The 16723-nt window shown below is 62.1% G+C and carries 18 protein-coding genes; 3 read left to right on the forward strand and 15 right to left on the reverse strand.

Translation table 11 applies throughout. The features are described 5' to 3' along the window. Nucleotides 1-20: 20 nt before the first annotated feature. From DB032_RS21500 to DB032_RS21560, 13 genes are all read right to left on the reverse strand, one after another. On the reverse strand, nucleotides 21-1079 hold the full coding sequence (locus DB032_RS21500) for a phage baseplate assembly protein (protein ID WP_233246759.1): 1059 nt from the start codon (nucleotides 1077-1079) through the stop codon (nucleotides 21-23). Further along, nucleotides 1063-2370 carry a DNA circularization protein gene (locus tag DB032_RS21505; RefSeq protein ID WP_107801251.1) on the reverse strand — a complete coding sequence of 436 codons (1308 nt, stop codon included), beginning with the start codon at nucleotides 2368-2370 and terminating at the stop codon, nucleotides 1063-1065. Before DB032_RS21505 ends, DB032_RS21500 begins: the two co-directional genes overlap by 17 nt. After that, a complete protein-coding gene (locus tag DB032_RS23945; protein WP_146176759.1) occupies nucleotides 2370-4151 on the reverse strand; it encodes a hypothetical protein in 1782 nt (593 codons plus the stop codon). The genes DB032_RS21505 and DB032_RS23945 overlap by 1 nt, the downstream gene beginning before the upstream one ends. 216 nt (nucleotides 4152-4367) lie before the next feature. Continuing rightward, on the reverse strand, nucleotides 4368-4742 hold the full coding sequence (locus DB032_RS21515) for a hypothetical protein (RefSeq protein ID WP_019104097.1): 375 nt from the start codon (nucleotides 4740-4742) through the stop codon (nucleotides 4368-4370). Between the two features lie 297 nt (nucleotides 4743-5039). After that, complete coding sequence (locus tag DB032_RS21520; RefSeq protein ID WP_107801253.1) at nucleotides 5040-6461, reverse strand: phage tail sheath C-terminal domain-containing protein; 1422 nt, start codon at nucleotides 6459-6461, stop codon at nucleotides 5040-5042. A 75-nt stretch (nucleotides 6462-6536) separates the two neighbouring features. Then, nucleotides 6537-7235 carry a DUF1834 family protein gene (locus tag DB032_RS21525; protein ID WP_107801254.1) on the reverse strand — a complete coding sequence of 233 codons (699 nt, stop codon included), beginning with the start codon at nucleotides 7233-7235 and terminating at the stop codon, nucleotides 6537-6539. 115 nt (nucleotides 7236-7350) lie between these two features. Further along, complete coding sequence (locus DB032_RS21530) at nucleotides 7351-8598, reverse strand: tail fiber protein (protein ID WP_107801255.1); 1248 nt, start codon at nucleotides 8596-8598, stop codon at nucleotides 7351-7353. Between the two features lie 158 nt (nucleotides 8599-8756). Then, entirely contained in the window at nucleotides 8757-8972 is a 216-nt protein-coding gene (locus tag DB032_RS21535; RefSeq protein ID WP_019102036.1) for a hypothetical protein, read from the reverse strand. A gap of 14 nt (nucleotides 8973-8986) precedes the next feature. Beyond that, entirely contained in the window at nucleotides 8987-9184 is a 198-nt protein-coding gene (locus tag DB032_RS21540) for a TraR/DksA family transcriptional regulator (RefSeq protein ID WP_043589247.1), read from the reverse strand. Then, nucleotides 9181-9759, reverse strand: a complete 579-nt coding sequence (locus DB032_RS23950; protein WP_146176760.1) for a hypothetical protein — start codon at nucleotides 9757-9759, stop codon at nucleotides 9181-9183. The genes DB032_RS21540 and DB032_RS23950 overlap by 4 nt, the downstream gene beginning before the upstream one ends. Continuing rightward, nucleotides 9759-9983 carry a hypothetical protein gene (locus tag DB032_RS21550; protein WP_227105798.1) on the reverse strand — a complete coding sequence of 75 codons (225 nt, stop codon included), beginning with the start codon at nucleotides 9981-9983 and terminating at the stop codon, nucleotides 9759-9761. The genes DB032_RS23950 and DB032_RS21550 overlap by 1 nt, the downstream gene beginning before the upstream one ends. Next, on the reverse strand, nucleotides 9980-10402 hold the full coding sequence (locus tag DB032_RS21555) for a M15 family metallopeptidase (RefSeq protein WP_107801257.1): 423 nt from the start codon (nucleotides 10400-10402) through the stop codon (nucleotides 9980-9982). The genes DB032_RS21550 and DB032_RS21555 overlap by 4 nt, the downstream gene beginning before the upstream one ends. A 150-nt stretch (nucleotides 10403-10552) precedes the next feature. After that, nucleotides 10553-10966: a Mor transcription activator family protein gene (locus DB032_RS21560; RefSeq protein ID WP_048415913.1), complete on the reverse strand. Its 414-nt coding sequence runs from the start codon at nucleotides 10964-10966 to the stop codon at nucleotides 10553-10555. Nucleotides 10967-11295: 329 nt separating this feature from the next. Here DB032_RS21560 and DB032_RS21565 point away from each other — a divergent pair, with 329 nt between their 5' ends. Both DB032_RS21565 and DB032_RS21570 read left to right on the forward strand, forming a co-directional pair. Further along, entirely contained in the window at nucleotides 11296-12015 is a 720-nt protein-coding gene (locus DB032_RS21565; protein WP_158274387.1) for a helix-turn-helix transcriptional regulator, read from the forward strand. 61 nt (nucleotides 12016-12076) lie between these two features. Continuing rightward, nucleotides 12077-12661 (forward strand): SIS domain-containing protein, encoded by a 585-nt coding sequence (locus DB032_RS21570; RefSeq protein ID WP_107801259.1) that lies wholly within the window; start codon nucleotides 12077-12079, stop codon nucleotides 12659-12661. A 146-nt stretch (nucleotides 12662-12807) separates the two neighbouring features. Here the strand turns inward: DB032_RS21570 and DB032_RS21575 are convergent, their stop codons facing one another. Both DB032_RS21575 and DB032_RS21580 read right to left on the reverse strand, forming a co-directional pair. After that, nucleotides 12808-13743: an alpha/beta hydrolase gene (locus tag DB032_RS21575; protein ID WP_107801260.1), complete on the reverse strand. Its 936-nt coding sequence runs from the start codon at nucleotides 13741-13743 to the stop codon at nucleotides 12808-12810. Nucleotides 13744-14068: 325 nt separating this feature from the next. After that, a complete protein-coding gene (locus DB032_RS21580; protein ID WP_107801261.1) occupies nucleotides 14069-14944 on the reverse strand; it encodes an HD domain-containing phosphohydrolase in 876 nt (291 codons plus the stop codon). A gap of 283 nt (nucleotides 14945-15227) precedes the next feature. Here DB032_RS21580 and DB032_RS21585 point away from each other — a divergent pair, with 283 nt between their 5' ends. After that, nucleotides 15228-16586, forward strand: coding sequence for an SGNH/GDSL hydrolase family protein (locus tag DB032_RS21585; RefSeq protein WP_233246760.1), 1359 nt, complete (start codon nucleotides 15228-15230; stop codon nucleotides 16584-16586). Nucleotides 16587-16723 lie beyond the last annotated feature (137 nt).

Here is a 16723-nt window from a genome sequence, read left to right on the forward strand (position 1 = left end):
CGTTTCAACCTTTCTTTGTCTCAGCGTTTGCGCATGACCGGCAGCCAGCGGCCGTCCTCTTTCAACGTCAACCGGGTAGTGCTGCCCTGCCCACGCCCGCCGCTGAAGGTGCGCGCCATCAGGAAATAAGTGCCGCCCTTGATGCCGTGCGGCTCGCTTTCCACCTGGATGCGCTGGCCGGGGGTCCACAGTTCGCCGGCGCTGTTGCGATGTCCGGCCACGGTGGCGCTGAGGGTGTAGCCGGCCAGCCGCGCGTCGGCCAGCATCTTGTCCGCGCGCGCCGCCAGTTCCGCCGGGTTGGCGGCGTCCGGCTCCACCACGATGCGCGGTTTGTGATAACGAACATCCGGGTCCGCGGACTGGTGCTTGAGATCGTGTCTGCCCGGAGTCAAGGCTTGACGATGGCCCTGGCCTAGCAGGGTCAGCTGCGAGTAGCGCGGCGCGTGGGAACGGGTTTCCGTCAGGCTGAGCACATTGTTGCCCTTGCCGTCGCGGCGCAGGATCAGCTTGGCCTTGGCCGGCGCGCTGTAGTCCGGTCCGCCCACCACCAGGGTGCCGTCCGGATCGAACCAGGCGGCCAGGCCGTTGGCTGCGGCGGCGCGGGTGAGCACGTCCCAGGCGCTGTTGCCCGGGTCTACGCTGATTTTCTCGATCTGGCCCTTGGCCTTGCCATCCACGCGCACCCGGCTGACGCCCAGCGGCTTGATCACGTTCTCCAGCACGTCGCTCAGCGTCATGCCCTTGCCGGTGAGCAACGGCGCGCTGCAGTCCAGCAACATACCGGCCAGATCCCGGCCCGACAGCGTCAGCTGGTGGCTGCCGGCGCCTATGCTGTGACTGATGTCGTCCACCCGCCCCTGCAGCACCACGTCCGCGCCCACCAGCACCTTGACCTCGGCGCCCGGCTCCACCGCCGGCGGCACCTCGCCGCCGGGCAGGCCCAGCGACACCTGCCAGGCGTCGGCGGCCACGGTCAGATCGGAGTCGATGCTGTACTGGGTCCAGTAACGATGGGCCTTGCCGGCGATCTCCAGGCTGACTTCGTTCTTGGCCGAGGCGCTTTTAGCGGGCGTAACCATGGATCAGCTCTCCTGCTTGCAGATGGTTGGGATGCGCCAGCTGCGGATTCAGGCGCAGCAGTTCGGCGGCGCGGCCGCTGTCGCCGTACCACAGATGGGCCAACTGACGCAGATTGGCGGCGGATTCCACCTTGCGGGTAATCAAGGGCGGCTTGGCGGCCACCAGGCCGGCGGCGCTGCGCTGCACCTGCAGGCCCAGATCGCGCAGGCTTTCAATCACCTGGCGCGCGTCCTCTCCCGGCAGCGCCTTGCGCCATTGCTCTATGGTCTGCTGCAAGGTGGCGCGCACGTCGCCGGCCACTTGCTCCAGCGCCGGCGGCGTCAATGTCGGCTGCGCGGCTTCCGAACGGAACAGATCGGCGGCGGCGTTCGCCATCGAGGTGGACACGGTCAGCTTGAGCAAGGCGTCGATGCGGATCTCGTCCTCGGTCCAGACCTCCAGCGCCTTGCCGGCCTGGCTCAAGCTGTCCGACGCGCGGCCGATTTTCTTGGACACGCCGTTGAGCCTGTCCTTCATCGCGTTCCAATCGGCCAGAGTGGCCTGCGGCAGCTTCGCTTCCGCCTCCCACTTCAGGCCCGGCCAGATTTCCAGCTTGACGCCAAAACGCCAGTTGGCGACCTCGTCCACCAAGGACGTCACCTGGCCGATGAAGGCTTGCGGATAGGCCAGCAAGTCCACCACCTGGGCAATGCCTTGCTGCGCCATGCCGGCAAGCTGCCGCACGGTATCGCTCAAGCGCACGCGCAGCGCGCCCAGCCGGGTCAGCGCGGTATTGGCGTTTTGCAGCAGGCCCTGAGCCTTGGCGAAGGCCTCGCCGCCCAGACTGCGCGCCTTAGCCGCCAAAGCGCTGATGGCCTCCACCTGCTGCAAGGGCTGCTGGCTGGCGAAAAAGGGATTGCCCGGCGTGGCCTCCACCCAGTTCGCTTCCACGGTGCAGGAATCCGGCGCGTCGGCCTCGTGACTGATCTGGTAATCCAGCAATTGCGCCTTGGGCATGCTGCCGAATACCGGGTGGATCAACTCGCCCGGACCGGCCTGGTCCAGCGCGGCGACGAAGTCGCGCAGCCGCTGCTGATAATCGCGGCCCCAGAAGAAGACGCTGAGCGAAACCTTGCGCGCCTTGCGGCCCAGGTCTTCTACGTCGGCGCCGTCCAGATAGGGATATTCGTGCATCGCCTGGTCGCGCTGGGCGCTGTCCACGCTGCGCAGGCATTCGAAACGCACCCCGCGGAAACTGGCGTCCACCAGCGCGCCGGCGGCGGAACCGGCAAACAGACTGAGATTGAACATCAGCTTCTCCTTTGTTGTTGGCTATTGGCGGCGTTGACGGCGGCGACGATATTGCCGTTTTGGACGTCGACGGTGACTTGGATGGGTTGGGACAGCACGCTGCTGAGCTGGGACAGGGTGGCTTGCAAGGCGGATAAGATAGCTTGCAGTTGTGCAGCATCTGCTCCCCCTGTGTTTGTACTGGCAACTTCTCTTCCCTCGGGTAGCAGGATCCCACCAGCCGGTACGGGAGCTGCCTTAGACTTAGCGGCCTCTTTTACCTTGGCCTGTTCAGCTTTTTGTTTAGCCGCTTCTTGCGCCTTGGCTTGCTCAGCTTTTTGCTTGGCTGCTTCTTGCGCCTTGGCTTGCTCCGCTTTTTGCTTGGCCGCTTCTTGTGCCTTGATTTGCTCAGCTTTTTGCTTGGCCGCTTCATGCGCCTTGGCTTGCTCAGCTTTTTGCTTGGCCGCCTCTTGTGCCTTGGCTTGCTCAGCTTTTTGCTTGGCCGCTTCTTGCGCCTTGGCCTGATCAGCTTTTTGCTTGGCCGCTTCTTGCGCCTTGATTTGCTCAGCTTTTTGCTTGATTGCCTCTTGCTCTTTATTTACTTTCTCAGCATCGCTCTTAGGCCTCGTAGCTGCCAGCTTTAGCAATGCTTCTTTTTCTTGCTTAGCTCGATTAAGCGTGCCTTTTCTAACATCTGAACTTGAGTTCCTAAACAGGCTCTCATTTTTTTCAGCTTTATAGTCCTGTACCGCAGATATTATCTGCGCGTCCGACATTTTACTTACGTCCTGCCCTTTAAGAGCATTCTTAAAAATCGATGTAGTATTATTTCTAAACTGTGTTGCGGTTGACCACACCATATCCTGGACTGCACGACCTCGCCCAGAGACATCAACCCCTTGCTTTTTCAAACGATCCAACTGTTTTTCATAATACTTATCTTTAATAAAGCTGTACTGCGCCGCATAAAAATCGGAATCTGACGCAGCGATTTCCTTCCACTTCTTATTAAATCCACTTGTAGCAGGTTCAAGCCCAGAAAACACTTGACCATATTTAGTTTTCTTCAAGAACTCCTGTACTGCTCCTTCTTTAGAAGAAAGTTGATACGCTCCGTAGGAAACACCCCCTTTATCACCTTTCCCTGTGGATATAGTACCAGCACCTCCTTTATTTGACTCAAACCTCTTTGAGGTTTGCCCTAACGTCCAGCTTTCGATCTCATTTTCTCCACTTCCTTTAATTTTATTCTGATTTCTTTTTGATTCTTGCTTTTTTATTTCTGCTGAGCTTGAAATTATTTTTCCAGAAACAATATCATCAATATATTTTCTAAAAGTTATCTCATCTGTTTCTACGTGGGAATGTATCCCGTAAGTTTTCCTTCCATTTTTCCCAGTTCCATACTGCTGCCCAAGACCCTGCCCATACTCAACACGCCCACCATTTCCAAAAGTTAACGTCCCTGGCTTTATATGGTGTAGCTTTGCTGTTAGCTTACCACCATCTGTCTTTGGTTTATCATACACAGCAACTGTTCCATAATTTTTATCATAATAAGCATACCCAGCTACTGGGGAAGGAACATTAACATTTGAATTGCCATTTTCTGACAAAATAAAATCTTTTTTGACATGCAATTGTCCATTAGACTTTGCAATCTCCTCTAATTTCCCATGCAGTGTTTCATACTGCCGACCCTTCTCCTTTCCTTTAGATGGGTGATGTTTTTCTATATCATCGTATTTTTTGATAGGCTCAATACGATTTCCAACACTTTCCACAATGGTGAATTTAGACATTTATTCCCCTAAACAATTATTCTGCCAAGCGAACCATTCAAAAGTACCAAGCGGCATAGTGATAATTTCCCATCAATTCACACCTCGACGGCACCAAGATTTATTCGTCCAAAAGCATCAGCCGACAATTCGGTACAAAATAAGGAAGAGCCATGCTAATTCGACATCAGCGAGGCCCTTCCTTAGGCCGAGTCAATGAAGTGAAGCCTTAGCTAATTACTCCTGAACTTTCCGCAGCGACAGCAGCTTGATATCGCGGCGCGCTTCGCTTTCCACGCCGTATTTCTCGCCCACTTCCAGCGTGAAGCAGTCCAGGTAGCTGGTGCGCTTGCCGCCCGGCGCCACCGGGAATTCGGTGAGCTTGGCGCCTTCGATCGCTTCCCAGTCCAGCTCGCCGGACAGCGGGATGGAGACGGTGACGGACAGCTCGTATTCCGAGATGCCGCGCGCGAAGCCGCGGGCGCGGCCGCTGCTGTTCATGGTTTTCACCAGCTTGCGGCCGGTCTTGCTGCTGACGTTCAGATCGATGACGTCGATTTCCTGGCCGTTGACTTCCAGTACGATCGAACCTGCGTATTCTTTCAAAGCCATGTGAATGTCCTTTTCGGTTTCATGTGGGCGGCCCGGCCGGTTTGACGGCGGGCCGCCGGATCAAGCGTTAACGGGGGAAAACTAGGTCCGCCCGGGTAAGCGCGCAGGGGCAAGACGGCGCGCCGCGGCACCCCGCGTGTTTACCCAGCGCCGCTTAGAACCTGTTTACGATCTGCTGCGCGTCGGCGATACGGCGTTGAAACCCGCTTCGAAATGCTCATGTACCACGCGTACATTCCGCTTTCTCAGCCGTTTTCGCCTTGTCTCGCCTTAGCTCGCGAGACCGTAAACACGTTCTTACAGCAGCAGATCGATGCGGCCGGCGAACACGTGCAGGCCGTTGACCACGTCCACCGGGATCTTGGCGTCCAGACGGTTCACGTCTTGCGCATCGCGCTCAACAATCAGGCCGTCCTTGTTGGCCTCCACCGCCTCGATGATTTCCAGCTCTTCCAGCTTGTAGAGCACGTCCAGCAGCTCGGAGCGGACCTTGGACGGGGTGCGATCGGACAGTTTTTCGCGCGGGAAGCGCAGCGCCACGCGCTCGCGGCAGGCGCGGCGCACGTAGTCCAGAGTGCGGATGGTGGTCAGATCCAGCAGCGACACGTCATCCACGCCCTGCGCGTCCTTGGTGTAGGTGCTGATGGAGCGCACGATCTGCACGCGTTCGCCCGGGCCCACTTCCAGCGGGGTCACGCCGTTGTAGAGGGCGTTTTCCTGCTCGGTGCGGCTGGTGCGGGCGGCCAGTTCCACCACGTCCAGGCCTTTGAGCTCCAGGGTGTTGAGCGGACGGGCCGGATCTTCCTCGCTGGCGATCACCGCGGCGTAAGCGGCGGCCAGTTCGCCCGGCAGCTTGGCGGAGCCGCGATACCAGGCGGCGCTGACGCGGCCGCTGGCCAGTTTGGAGGCGACGGCGCTGACTTCCGACAGCGTGCCGACGGCGCCGACCACGCCGATGGCGCCGCGTTGCTCCATCGGACCGGACACGAAGTCCAGATGGGTGCGCAGCGCGGTGAAGGCGGTGTCGTTGTTGAAGGGGTTGACCACGATGTGGTGGCCGCCGCTGACCACGGCCGCCAGCGCCGGAGCGATGTCCGGATCGGCGGCGCCGCCCTTCATCGCGCCCACGGTGATGCCGAGGCCGGCGATCTGTTCCTGCGCTTTCAAGGCGACGGCGTTGCCGGCCGCGCCTTTGTGGCGAGCGGTCAGGGTCAGCACTTCCTTGGCGGCGGAGGCGGTCACCGGCAGATCCGCCAGCTTGTCGACGGCAGCCTTGGCGGCGGCGGCGATCTTGGCGGCGTCGTCGCCTGCGGCCACGGCCACGTCGACGCGGCGGCCGCCGATGAACAGGCTGGCCACGCCGGCGCCGGTGGCCGGGCCGGTGAAGGTGAAGGTGCCGACGGCGGCGGCAGCGCTGTCCGCGTCGTCAACCGCGATCACGCTGAGTTGCAGATAGGGGTTGGCGTTGATGGCGGCGCGGGCCAGCAGATGGGCGTAGGAGCCGCGGCCGAAAGCCTGAGCGGCCTGCTCGTCGCTGAACACGTCCAGCGCGGCCAGAGCCGGCTGAGCGGAGTCGGCGAAACGCTGGCCGATCACCAGCACGCGCTGCGGATTGCCCGGCAGGGTGCGCACCGCCAGCTTGGTGTTGAACTCGAAGTATTTGCCCGGCTTGCGGATGGACGCCGGAATCTGGTCGAAGCTGATGTTGGGGCTGGCCATAAAGTATGGGCTCCTGATTGATGCGGTTGGGGGAAAGTCGCCGCGCCGGACAGCGCGGCGGGATACTGCGAAAAATCAAACGGCGGGCGGCTTGGGCTGCAGCACGACATCCTGGGCCTTGACGGCCGTTTTGCCGTCCAGGCTGTAGTCCAGCCGGGTGCTGCGCCATTCGGCGGCGGGGCCTTCCAGCCTGCCGCCGAAGCGGGCGAACAGCTGGTCCGGATCCGTCTCGCCTTGCGGCGACGGCCAGTGGCCGTTGTCCAGCGCCTCGTCCAGCCAGTGGGTGGCGAAATCGCAAGCCACCAGGCTCCAGGGCTCGCCGTCCCGCTGCGCCTGAGCCAGCGGTCGCACTTGCTCGGGAATCAGCGGCGACACCGCCAGGCCGAAATCCTGGGCCGCCAGCAAGCGACGCACCGCGTAAACCAGCTGCCAGACGCCGGCGCCGGCGTAGCCGCGATCCGCCTGCAGGCGGTCGCCGACGATGACGGTGAAGCGGGCCTGCGCCTTGTAGCGCTGGCGTTGGCTGGCCGAAGGCTGGCAGGCGATAACGCCGCCGGCCACGGTCCACAACGCCGGCAAGCGCGCCAGCGCCTGCGGATTCAGACCCGGGCTGCCCGCCGCCGGCGTCAGCCGGCTTTGGTAACGGCCTTGCGCCAGATCCAGCCCGCAGAGGCCGGTTTCGTCCAGATCGGCCGCCACTTCGCGCACCATGCGGCCCAGGCCTTGGCGCAGGCGGTCGGCGATGGCGTCTTGCAGTTGGATCAGCTGGGACATGATTTCCTCAATGATTCAGCGGTTTATCGATACGGCTATTGTCTCGCGCCCGCGGTTTTGGGCTTAGCTGAGCGATGTCAGTGGGGCTTGCGGCCGCGGGCGCGGCCGAGGTGGATCAGGCCTTGATGCAGGCCAGCAGGGCGAGGTTGCGAGGACGGATGGATCGGAGCGATTGGGCGTCGCCCACCGCTTGGCCACTAGGAGTGAGCTTGTGAACTTGAACGGATGAGGAAGTCGCCGGCTCATACCCCAACTCAAGCAAGTTATTGCTCTTTCGATCGATGACTCCAACCGCCAGAGCAACATCGTCGTCCACTAGTGCTTGCGTCGATGCTTGCGCCGAACCTAATACCCGACCTGCATCAACCTTACGTCCATCGTCCCAACCACGGATGAATTCGCCCCGCAGATCGGGCAATTGAAACAGCTCGGTGTTTTCCGGACGGGACGAGCCGGTTTGTTCACCCGGCGGAGTGAACTCGGCCTGGTAGCGGCACTTCTTGGAAATCATCCAATCCTGGAAGTAGCCGCCGGCGGAGTCGGCGTAAATCGGGTCGTGGCCATCCACCGAGAACACAATGGTGTTGTCCGGAATATTGACTTTCAGCTCAGTCTTCAGGCTCCACGCCAGCTTGCCGTCGACAAACAGGCGATAGGTCGCGCCGTCGTAACACAACGCGATGTGATACCAGCGGGCCTCAGGAAACGCATTGGCCTGGCCCTGTACGCCTTCGCAGATAAAACCGGAACCGGGACCGGCCAACCAAACCATCGGCGCCTTGGTCTGCGAATGGATGCCGAGACCGATCTCGCCCCAGGGCGCCGAAGCGTTCATGCCGAAAATCCAGTTGGGATGACCGGTGAACATCGGGTAATGCCAGCCTTCAATCGTGAACGCGTCCGGGTTGAACTTGCTTTGCACGGTGAAGCGGGCGTAATGGCCCTTGGCCTTGGTCTGCAAACTGGTTTTGCCGAATTTGCTTTGCTCGGAGCTCAGGTTCGCGGTGCCCACCAGCACCGCCTCTTTGCCGCTGATCAGATCGATCAATTTGTTGCGATCGTCAAACTTGAGCAGCGCCTGGATGTCCGTGTCCATTTCCTTGTTGGCGAACATATCGCCAATAGCCTGGTACAAAGAGGCATATTGCTGTTTGGACACCAGCGAGCCATCCGCCTTGATCCAGCCCGCCGGCGCTTCCTTGCGGGCGAAATACTGGATGGCGCCGCTCGGAACCGAAGCGCCCGAGTTTGCGCCGTCGTCGCAGCAGCACTGATTCATTTCGATACGTACGGGATTGGTTTCCGCTTGCCCCAGGACATTGACCTGGAATTGCGGCTTGATGCAGACAGTCGTGTTCGACACCTGGCTCTCCTTCTCTGGGTTGATTGAATACGAGGCAGAATCGGCGTCGCGCCTTGGATGCTGTTACCGATCCGCAGCGCGTGGGCGGGGGGAGGAAAATAACTTGGAACCGGTGTAGAAATGCACGCGCGGCATTTACGCCAAAGCTGTTTGCGCGCTCAGTGGATTAAGCGCTTGAGGAACTCGCCCAGCAGCGTCACCGCCAGCGCGGACACCGCGCCGGACAAGGCGCCGCTGCGCGCGGCCTGGACTTCGACGTCGCGCAGGCGGCTGTCCAGCTCTTCCAGTTTTTTGTCTTGTTTGGCGAGGTGGGCCACGATCATGTCCAGCTTGCCTTCTATGCGGCCCAGGGCCATCAGATTGTCATGTTCCACGTGAAACCCGCCTTTCAGCCTTCGGCCAGTTGTTGGCAAATCACGCAGCGGGTGCAGCTGGGCATGATCGCCCGTCGCGCGGACGGAATGGGGTCGCCGCAATCCTCGCAGTGGCTGTAGCCTGTCTGGTCGAACTGCTGGTAATGGCGGGCAATCGCTTGCTCGCGGAACTCGGTTTCCAGCTCGCTGGCCCGATCGAAAAAGTCGCTCATGGTTGTGGTCCTTCGGAAGTAAACAGCCCGCCGAGCGCCGTCAGCCTTTGTTCCAGCTGCTGGCACCAGGCGCCGTAATCGGCGGCGTGAGCCAGGAGGTCTGCTGCCGGTAGCCCGGCGCCGGCGGAGGCGGCTTGATGGGGATTTGCAATAGATACGGGGTCGGTTGCGGGCACTGCGGCGGCGGCGTAGCCGAGGACTTGCCGGTAGAGGCGCAGGCTGTCAGGGCCAAGGCCGCCATAGCGGCCGCCATCCTGTTGCACGACATATTCGATCCTTTGTTTCTGGTCTCGCAGCCGCTGCTGCAGATCCTGTTGCTGACTCAACAAGCGCGCCTCCTGCCTGCCCAGCAGTTCGCGCAGACGTTGCTGCTGCTGCAAGGCCGCCTGCAGTTGCAATTGGGCGCGCTCCGCTTCCGCGGCCTGGCGGCCTTGATCCGCCGCCCGCTGTTCGGCCAAGCGCGCGCGCCAGTTCTCCGCGCCGTGACGCAGCCCCAGCGGGTAGGCTAGGCCCGCCGCCAGCAAGGGCGGCAGCAGCCAGCCCCCCAATTTCAGCCATGCGAAGCCCGGCCCCATCAGCGCCCGCCTCGATCGCGCCAGGCGGCGATCAGCCGCAAGCCGGCGGAGTAGCCGCCGACGATGCCGAGATAAATCAGCCAGATATCCGCACCCAGGGTGCCGCGCAGCCCTTCCACCACGAACAAGAGCGTGGCCGCCGCGCAGGCGATGTTCGCCCACAGCCGGGAATGGCTCAGCCGGCGGCCGCCGGGCCGGGTCAGCAAGTCGGACAGACGCATCATTTTTTCTCCTTGTCGAGGTCGGTCGGATTCAACTCAAAGTGGGGAAACTCGCGGAATGGCGCGTCCGGTCGGCCATACCAATTCAGGCCTAGCGCGGCGCCGATCTCGCCCATCAGCTGCCAGTGCGGATGGTGGGCGTCCCAGACCGGCTTGCCGCCAATCAGCGGCACCACGTCGAAGGCCCGCGCGGCCGGACTGCCGTGCAACATGGCGTTGTGCGCGGACTGGCCCGCGCGGGCGTTGGTGACCTTGAGACCGGGCCGGCTGCGGCCCTGCGCGTACAAGGCGTCCTGTTCCGCACCGGAGCGCCAGGTGCAGGTGATCAAAGCCTCCACGCCGGCGTCGCGGCAGCGCCGCACAAAGGCCTCGGCCAGGGGTTGCAACTGCGGATGCAGGTCGGAAATAGCTCTGCTGGCCATGAAAACTCCTTGTTGTTGGCGAAACGTGGCTCATCGGCCGGCCGCAAGCCGGCCGCCTTGCGCGGCGCGCGCGCTGCCCTGCCAGGCAGAGGCGGAACCGGCTGAAAACAAACAGGAGAAATCGGAAGAGAGGAGAAGCGGAGTACAGCCTTAATGCAGATCTTGACTGGGCGTTTTCAGCACGCGCCACACCATGCGGTCGCTCAGTTGGAAGCGGATGGCCAGCACGCTGACCGCCTCGTTGGCGCCCAGGCCTTGGTCCAGCAGCTGATCGAAGTCGCTCAACAGCTGCTGATTGCGCGCCAGACGCAAGGCTTGGCTGCAACGCGGCACGTACAGGATGTCGCCGCCAAAATGATGGGTCAGACTGGCGGCGGCGTCCTCCCCTATCACCTCCACCAACGCGGCGAAGCGCAGCTGGCCCGCCTTGCTTTGGTTTTTGGAGATGGGCAAGGTGGTGCCGCCCAGCGCCTGCACCAGTTGCAAGGTGCGCGGCAGCCCGATCAGCTCAGCCACCAGGCGCATGGTTTCGGGCAGGGCCGGGGCAATATTGGCTACGGTCATCGCGGAAATCTCCTTGTGAGCACGGAACAAAGACGATAAGTTCTAAATAAGTTATAATTAATCAAGGCCATGTACGCCGTTCGCATTTAGAACTCGTGTTCTAAACGCTGTCAAGCCCATGAATTCTATTGAAATCGGCCTCGATAGCATCTTCTTCTACGGGGGGATGGCTGGGGGCATATTTGTTTTGAACTTTACCCAGGTGTATGAGTGCTATTTTAGTTCAAAACATAAAACTGATCAATTAGTACGATGTCACTACCTGTCCTTTTGTACAGGGCATTTGACCGGGCCGGGGCGCCGGCCTCGCACGCCAAATGGAGTTCTATATGGAAAAAAACTTGGAACAGAGTGACTTCAAACAGCGGCTGGAGTCGTTGATAGGCGCGGAGAAGCCCTACGCCTGGGCCACTCGCATTGGAATCAACAAAGGCTCGTTCACCAATATGTGGTATCACGGCGGCGTGCCGCGCGCGGCCACCGCCAGCAAGATTGCGGAGGCCAGCGGTTGCAGGCTGGAATGGCTATTGCACGGCAGCGGCCCGCAGTACGACGCGGCGCCGCCGGTAGGCGCCTCGATTAGACTAGAACGCGATTCGGACTGTTTTGTACCCGACAACGTCCATGATGAGTTCTGTTTCATCCCGCGCTATAACCTGAAGGCTTCGGCCGGCTTTGGTTCCAATGCCAGCGAAGAGGCGCCGATGTTCTATATGGCCTTCCGCAAATACTGGATCAAGAACCATCTGAACGCCTCCGCCCGGGACTTGGCGGTGATCAGCGTCAAGGGCGACAGCATGAGCGGCGTGCTGGAGGATCGCGACACCATCCTGGTCAACACCGCCGAGCATTCCCCCGGCGAGGGGCTGTACGTGATCCGCATGGGCGAGGACATCTTCGTCAAACAGTTGCAGCGTTTGCCCGGCGGCGCGGTGCAGGTGCGCAGCGCCAATCCCTTGTACGAGACCTTCACCGTGGACCTGCAACGCAATACCGGCGAGTTCGAGGTCATCGGCCGCGTGGTCTGGTTTGGCCGCCAGATCGGCTGACCCGGACCCGACGCGGGTGTAAACTGCTGTTTTGCCGCACCGCATGAAACGAGACACCACCATGATTCAACACATCGAAGCCAGCCTGAGCGAGGCGCAAACCGCCTTGGCCAATCTGCTGGCCAACCCGGAAGCGCTGGCCAGCATCGACGCAGCGGCGCAAACCCTGATCGCCAGCTTGACGGCCGGCGGACGCGTCTTTTCCTGCGGCAACGGCGGTTCGATGTGCGACGCCATGCATTTCGCCGAGGAACTGACCGGCCGCTATCGCAAGAACCGCCGCGGCATGGCCGCGGTCGCCATTTCCGACCCCAGCCACATGACTTGCGTGGCCAACGACTACGGCTACGAGTTCGTGTTTTCGCGCTATCTGGAAAGCCACGCCCGCGCCGGCGACGTGCTGATCGGCATCAGCACCAGCGGCAACAGCCAGACCATCGTCAACGCCGCGGAGGTGGCCCGCGACATGGGCGTCAAGGTCATCATCCTCACCGGCCGCGCCGGCACGCGGCTGGAGCCGCTGGCCGACGTCTACGTCAACACGCCCGGCGGTCAGTTCGCGGACCGGGTGCAGGAACTGCACATCAAGGTGCTGCACATCCTGATTGAATTGGTGGAACGCCACTTCTGCCCGGAAAACTATTGAGTTCCCCTTTCGTCACGCTTGCCATTGTGCGGAAGACGCGCGCCGCGCCCTATGCGACGCCTGTCAGTACAACGGCATGACGGCGCCGCGTAAAAAACCGCCGCCCGGTCAACCCGGCGGCGGTTTTGCTTTCCGGCTGCGCGGCGCTAGCGGTTGAGGAAGGCGCCGATGCGCTGATACACCGCGCGGCATGCCTCGGGCACGATGGCCTCCAGATTGAGAAAGGCGTGCACCATGCCGTCCAGGTGCATGTGCTCCGCCTCCACCTCCGCCGCGCGCAGCTTGTCCGCGTAAAGAAACGCCTCGTCGCGCAGCGGATCGAAACCGGCCGACACCAGCAGGGTCGGCGGCAGTTTGCGGCTGAAGCCGCCATGCAGCGGCGAAGCCTGCAGCCGGTTCTCGGCATGCTGGAAGTAATTGTCGAAATACCAGGCCACCCGCGCCTTGGTCAGCAAATAGCCTTCGCCGTTCTCGTCCACCGAGGGCTGGCTCAAAGTGTAGTCGACGCTGGGATAGATCAGCACCTGACGCTTGATCCGCAAGGAGGCGTCGTACTGGCCCAGGCCGCTGAGGCTGGAGGTCAGCGCGCCGCCGGCGGAATCTCCGGCCAGCGACAGCTGACGCACATAGGGCAGCTGGCGCGCGTCCAGCGCCTGCCACAAACCCTTGGCCACGACGGCGGCGTCCTGCAGGCCCGCCGGATACGGGCTTTCCGGCGCCAGCCGGTAGTCGGCGGCCACCACCACGTGCTGGCTGGCGGCGGCCAGGCGCCGGCAGATCGGGTCGTAAACGCTGACGCTGCCCACCATGTGTCCGCCGCCGTGGAAAAACGCCAGCACCGGCAGCGCGCGCTTCGGGTCCGGGTGGTAGATGCGCACCGGCACGGTGAAGTCGCGGCCCGACACCAGATCGTCGTTGACCCAGGCGATGTCCGGCCCCGGCGTCACCATCTGCCGGGTCAGATTGGCCAGCGCTTCGCGCGCGCCGATCGACGTCGCCTTATAGCCTTTGGCCACCAGTTCGGCCAGTTCGCGGTTGTATTCCTCCAGCCAGACGGCCAGAGCGGGATCGAGCTGATGCATGCGAGCTCCTATCGGCCCAGCGTGAAGGACGGCGCTCGGGCGCAAGCGGGAAGAGGGGAAGCCGGACGCGAAACGCGCTGGCAGGCTATTCCGTCTACGGATTTAGCCAGCTTATACCATTGGTATTACAGCGCAAGCCCGCCGCGCGCGCCTGGCATGCCCGCCCCCTTAGAACCTGTTCAAAGCCTGCTGCGCGTCGTGGACGCGTTACACGGAGAGTACACCTTCGAAATGCTCATGCAGCACGAGCACATTCCGCTTCCTCGGCTGTTTTCGCCTGGTCTCGCCCTTGCTCGCGAGATTTTGAACAGGCTCTCTTAGGCGCTCAACCAAACAGCCGTTCCAGCAGGCTGGGTTTGCGCGTTTGCAACAACTGCTCGGCGCCCAAGAGCAAATCGTCTATCAGCCCCGGGTCGGCGCGCGGTTGCCGCGCCTGCGCCGGATTGGAACGGCCGGACGGCGCCAGCTCCAGGTTCGGCCCGCGCCGCGTCAGCCTATAGCCGCCGGCGCAGCTGGGACAGAAAATTTCCTCGCCGTCGGCCGTGCCGCGCGGCACGGCGATGATGGGGCCGCAGCCCTGGCAGCTTTGCAAGGGAATGCCCGGTTCGCTGTGGCCGATGATGTGATCGAAACGGCCGGCCTCGCCCAGCTGGATGAAGCGCTCTCCCAGTTCGCGGTCGAACTGGCTGCCCAGATTCTCCCGGATGATGGCCAAGGCGCGCTCCTTGGGCATGCCCTGCCGGTACGGCCGGGTGCTGGTCATCGCGTCGAAGGCGTCGGCGATGCCGACGATGCGCGCCGCCAGCGGTATCTCCTTGTCCCTCAGCCCCTGCGGATAGCCGCGGCCGTCCGGCGTTTCGTGATGGCGCAGCACCGCGTCCAGCGCCAGTTCCGCCAAGGGATGATCGCTCAACAAATCCGCGCCCACCTGCGGATGGGTCTTGATCACCTCGTATTCGGCGTCGCTGAGCTTGTCCGGTTTGTTCAGCACCGCGTCCGGCACGCCCACCTTGCCCAGATCGTGCAGGAAGCCGCCCAGCGCGATGCGTTCCACCTCGGACTGCGGCAGGCCCAGATGATCGGCCAAGGCGTAGCACAGCCGCGACACCCGCCATAAATGCCCGCCGGTGTAAGCGTCGCGCGCCTCCACCATCATCGCCATCGTATACAGCGTTTTCAGCAGCTCCCGCGCTTGTCGCATCTCTATCCCCGCATGCCGATGAGGCCCGGCCGCGAGAGCGATATCTGCAAGCGCTCCGGCGGCGACTCAGGCCGAATGATTTCAATATGGCATATCAATGCGGCTTTGCTGCGCTGGCAGCAATACGACAGTCAAACGCCCGGAAATAGAGCAATCATTCCATTTGCATGAAATTTTCATTTTTCTTGGCTAGCCTAGGCGGCACGCGGATTGCGCGCCGCCCGCGGCGCCGGTCCATGCGTTTTCGCCGTCGCCTGACGGCGTTCCACACGAGGAGACAACAATGAAATCGCTGCTATTGCTGGGCCTTGCCCTGGGCCCCTTGGCCCATGCCGCCGCCGCCGAACCGATTCAACCCGATCCGCGCTACAGCCATGTGCTGTCCTCGTCCGGCCCGCTCAGCCGCGAACAGCTGCTGAAGACGGCTCCGCCGGCGCCGATGAGCCGCGCCGCGCGCGGCGACGCCAATATCGAGCTGATGTCGGTGCCCGGCCCGGCCACCTACACCTATTTGCGCTGCTATTACCGCACCGGCAGCGACGCCGCCAAGCCCACCACCGACTACGTGTGGGGGCTGGACCCCAGCAGCGGCGATTACTACCGCTTGAACGGCTACTGGTGGTCCAGCAGCGCGCTGGACTGGAAAAACATGTATTACACCGACGTGGCGCAGAGCACGCTGCAATCGGTCTGCCGCAACACTTTGCAGAAAAAAGGCATTAAGCAGAACCCGGCGATGGTGTTCGCCGCCGACAACCAGCTGTCCTTCAACTACACCGTGTGGACCAACGGCAAGGCCGGCCAGGGCGCCGCCGTCAACAAGATCGTCGCCTTCGGCGACAGCCTGTCCGACAACCAGAACGTCTACAACGCCTCGATGTGGACGCTGCCCAACCGCAACAGCTGGTTCCTAGGCCACTTCAGCAATGGCCAGGTGTGGGTGGAATACCTGGCCGGCCGCCTGCAGCTGCCGGTGTACAACTGGGCGATAGGCGGCGCCGGCGTGGACACGCAAAAACTGGTGATTCCCGGCGTGCAGCAGCAGGTGCAGTCGTGGAAGGATTACATGAAGCAGGCCCGCGACTACGATCCGGCCACCACCTTGTTCACCATGCTGATCGGCGGCAACGATTTCGTGAACTACAACAACTCGGTGGACAAGGTGATAGGCGGCCAGAGCCAGGCGCTGACCAACCTGATCGACGCCGGCGCGCGCAACATCCTGGTGCTCAATCTGCCCGACGTGTCGCGGGCGCCGGTGTTCCAGTTCAAATCCGGCGCGGCCCAGGTGGCCGTCCAGGTGCGCGACTACAACCAGCGTCTGAACGCCCTGGCCGACCAGCTGCGCCTCAAGTACGGCAGCGGCCTGAATCTGCGCGTGTTCGACAGCTACGCGCTGTTCAACAAGGTGCTGAACAACCCCTCCGCCTACCAGTTCAACAACACCACCCAGTCCTGCCTCAACATCAACGCAGACTCCAGCACCAACTATCTGAGTTCGCAGAGCCCGCGCGCCAACTGCGTCCATCCTGACAGCTTCGTGTTCTGGGACACCCTGCACCCCACCACCCGCACGCATAAAGTGCTGGCGGACGAGGTGTACGCCTTCCTGAACGGCTCCGCCGCCCTGGCCCGCCGCTGAGCCGCCGCGCGTTCTCCAACAGGCCGCCGCAGGCGGCCTGAGCCCGCGCGGAGAGGACGAGGCCCGGCTTTGCCGGGCCTTTGGGCGACTCGCGGATGCGCTTGGCCCGCCCCTGGCCTATTGTTTTGCAAAGGGTT

The organism is Chromobacterium sp. Panama (genome assembly GCF_003052555.1).
Taxonomy (GTDB): Bacteria; Pseudomonadota; Gammaproteobacteria; order Burkholderiales; family Chromobacteriaceae; genus Chromobacterium.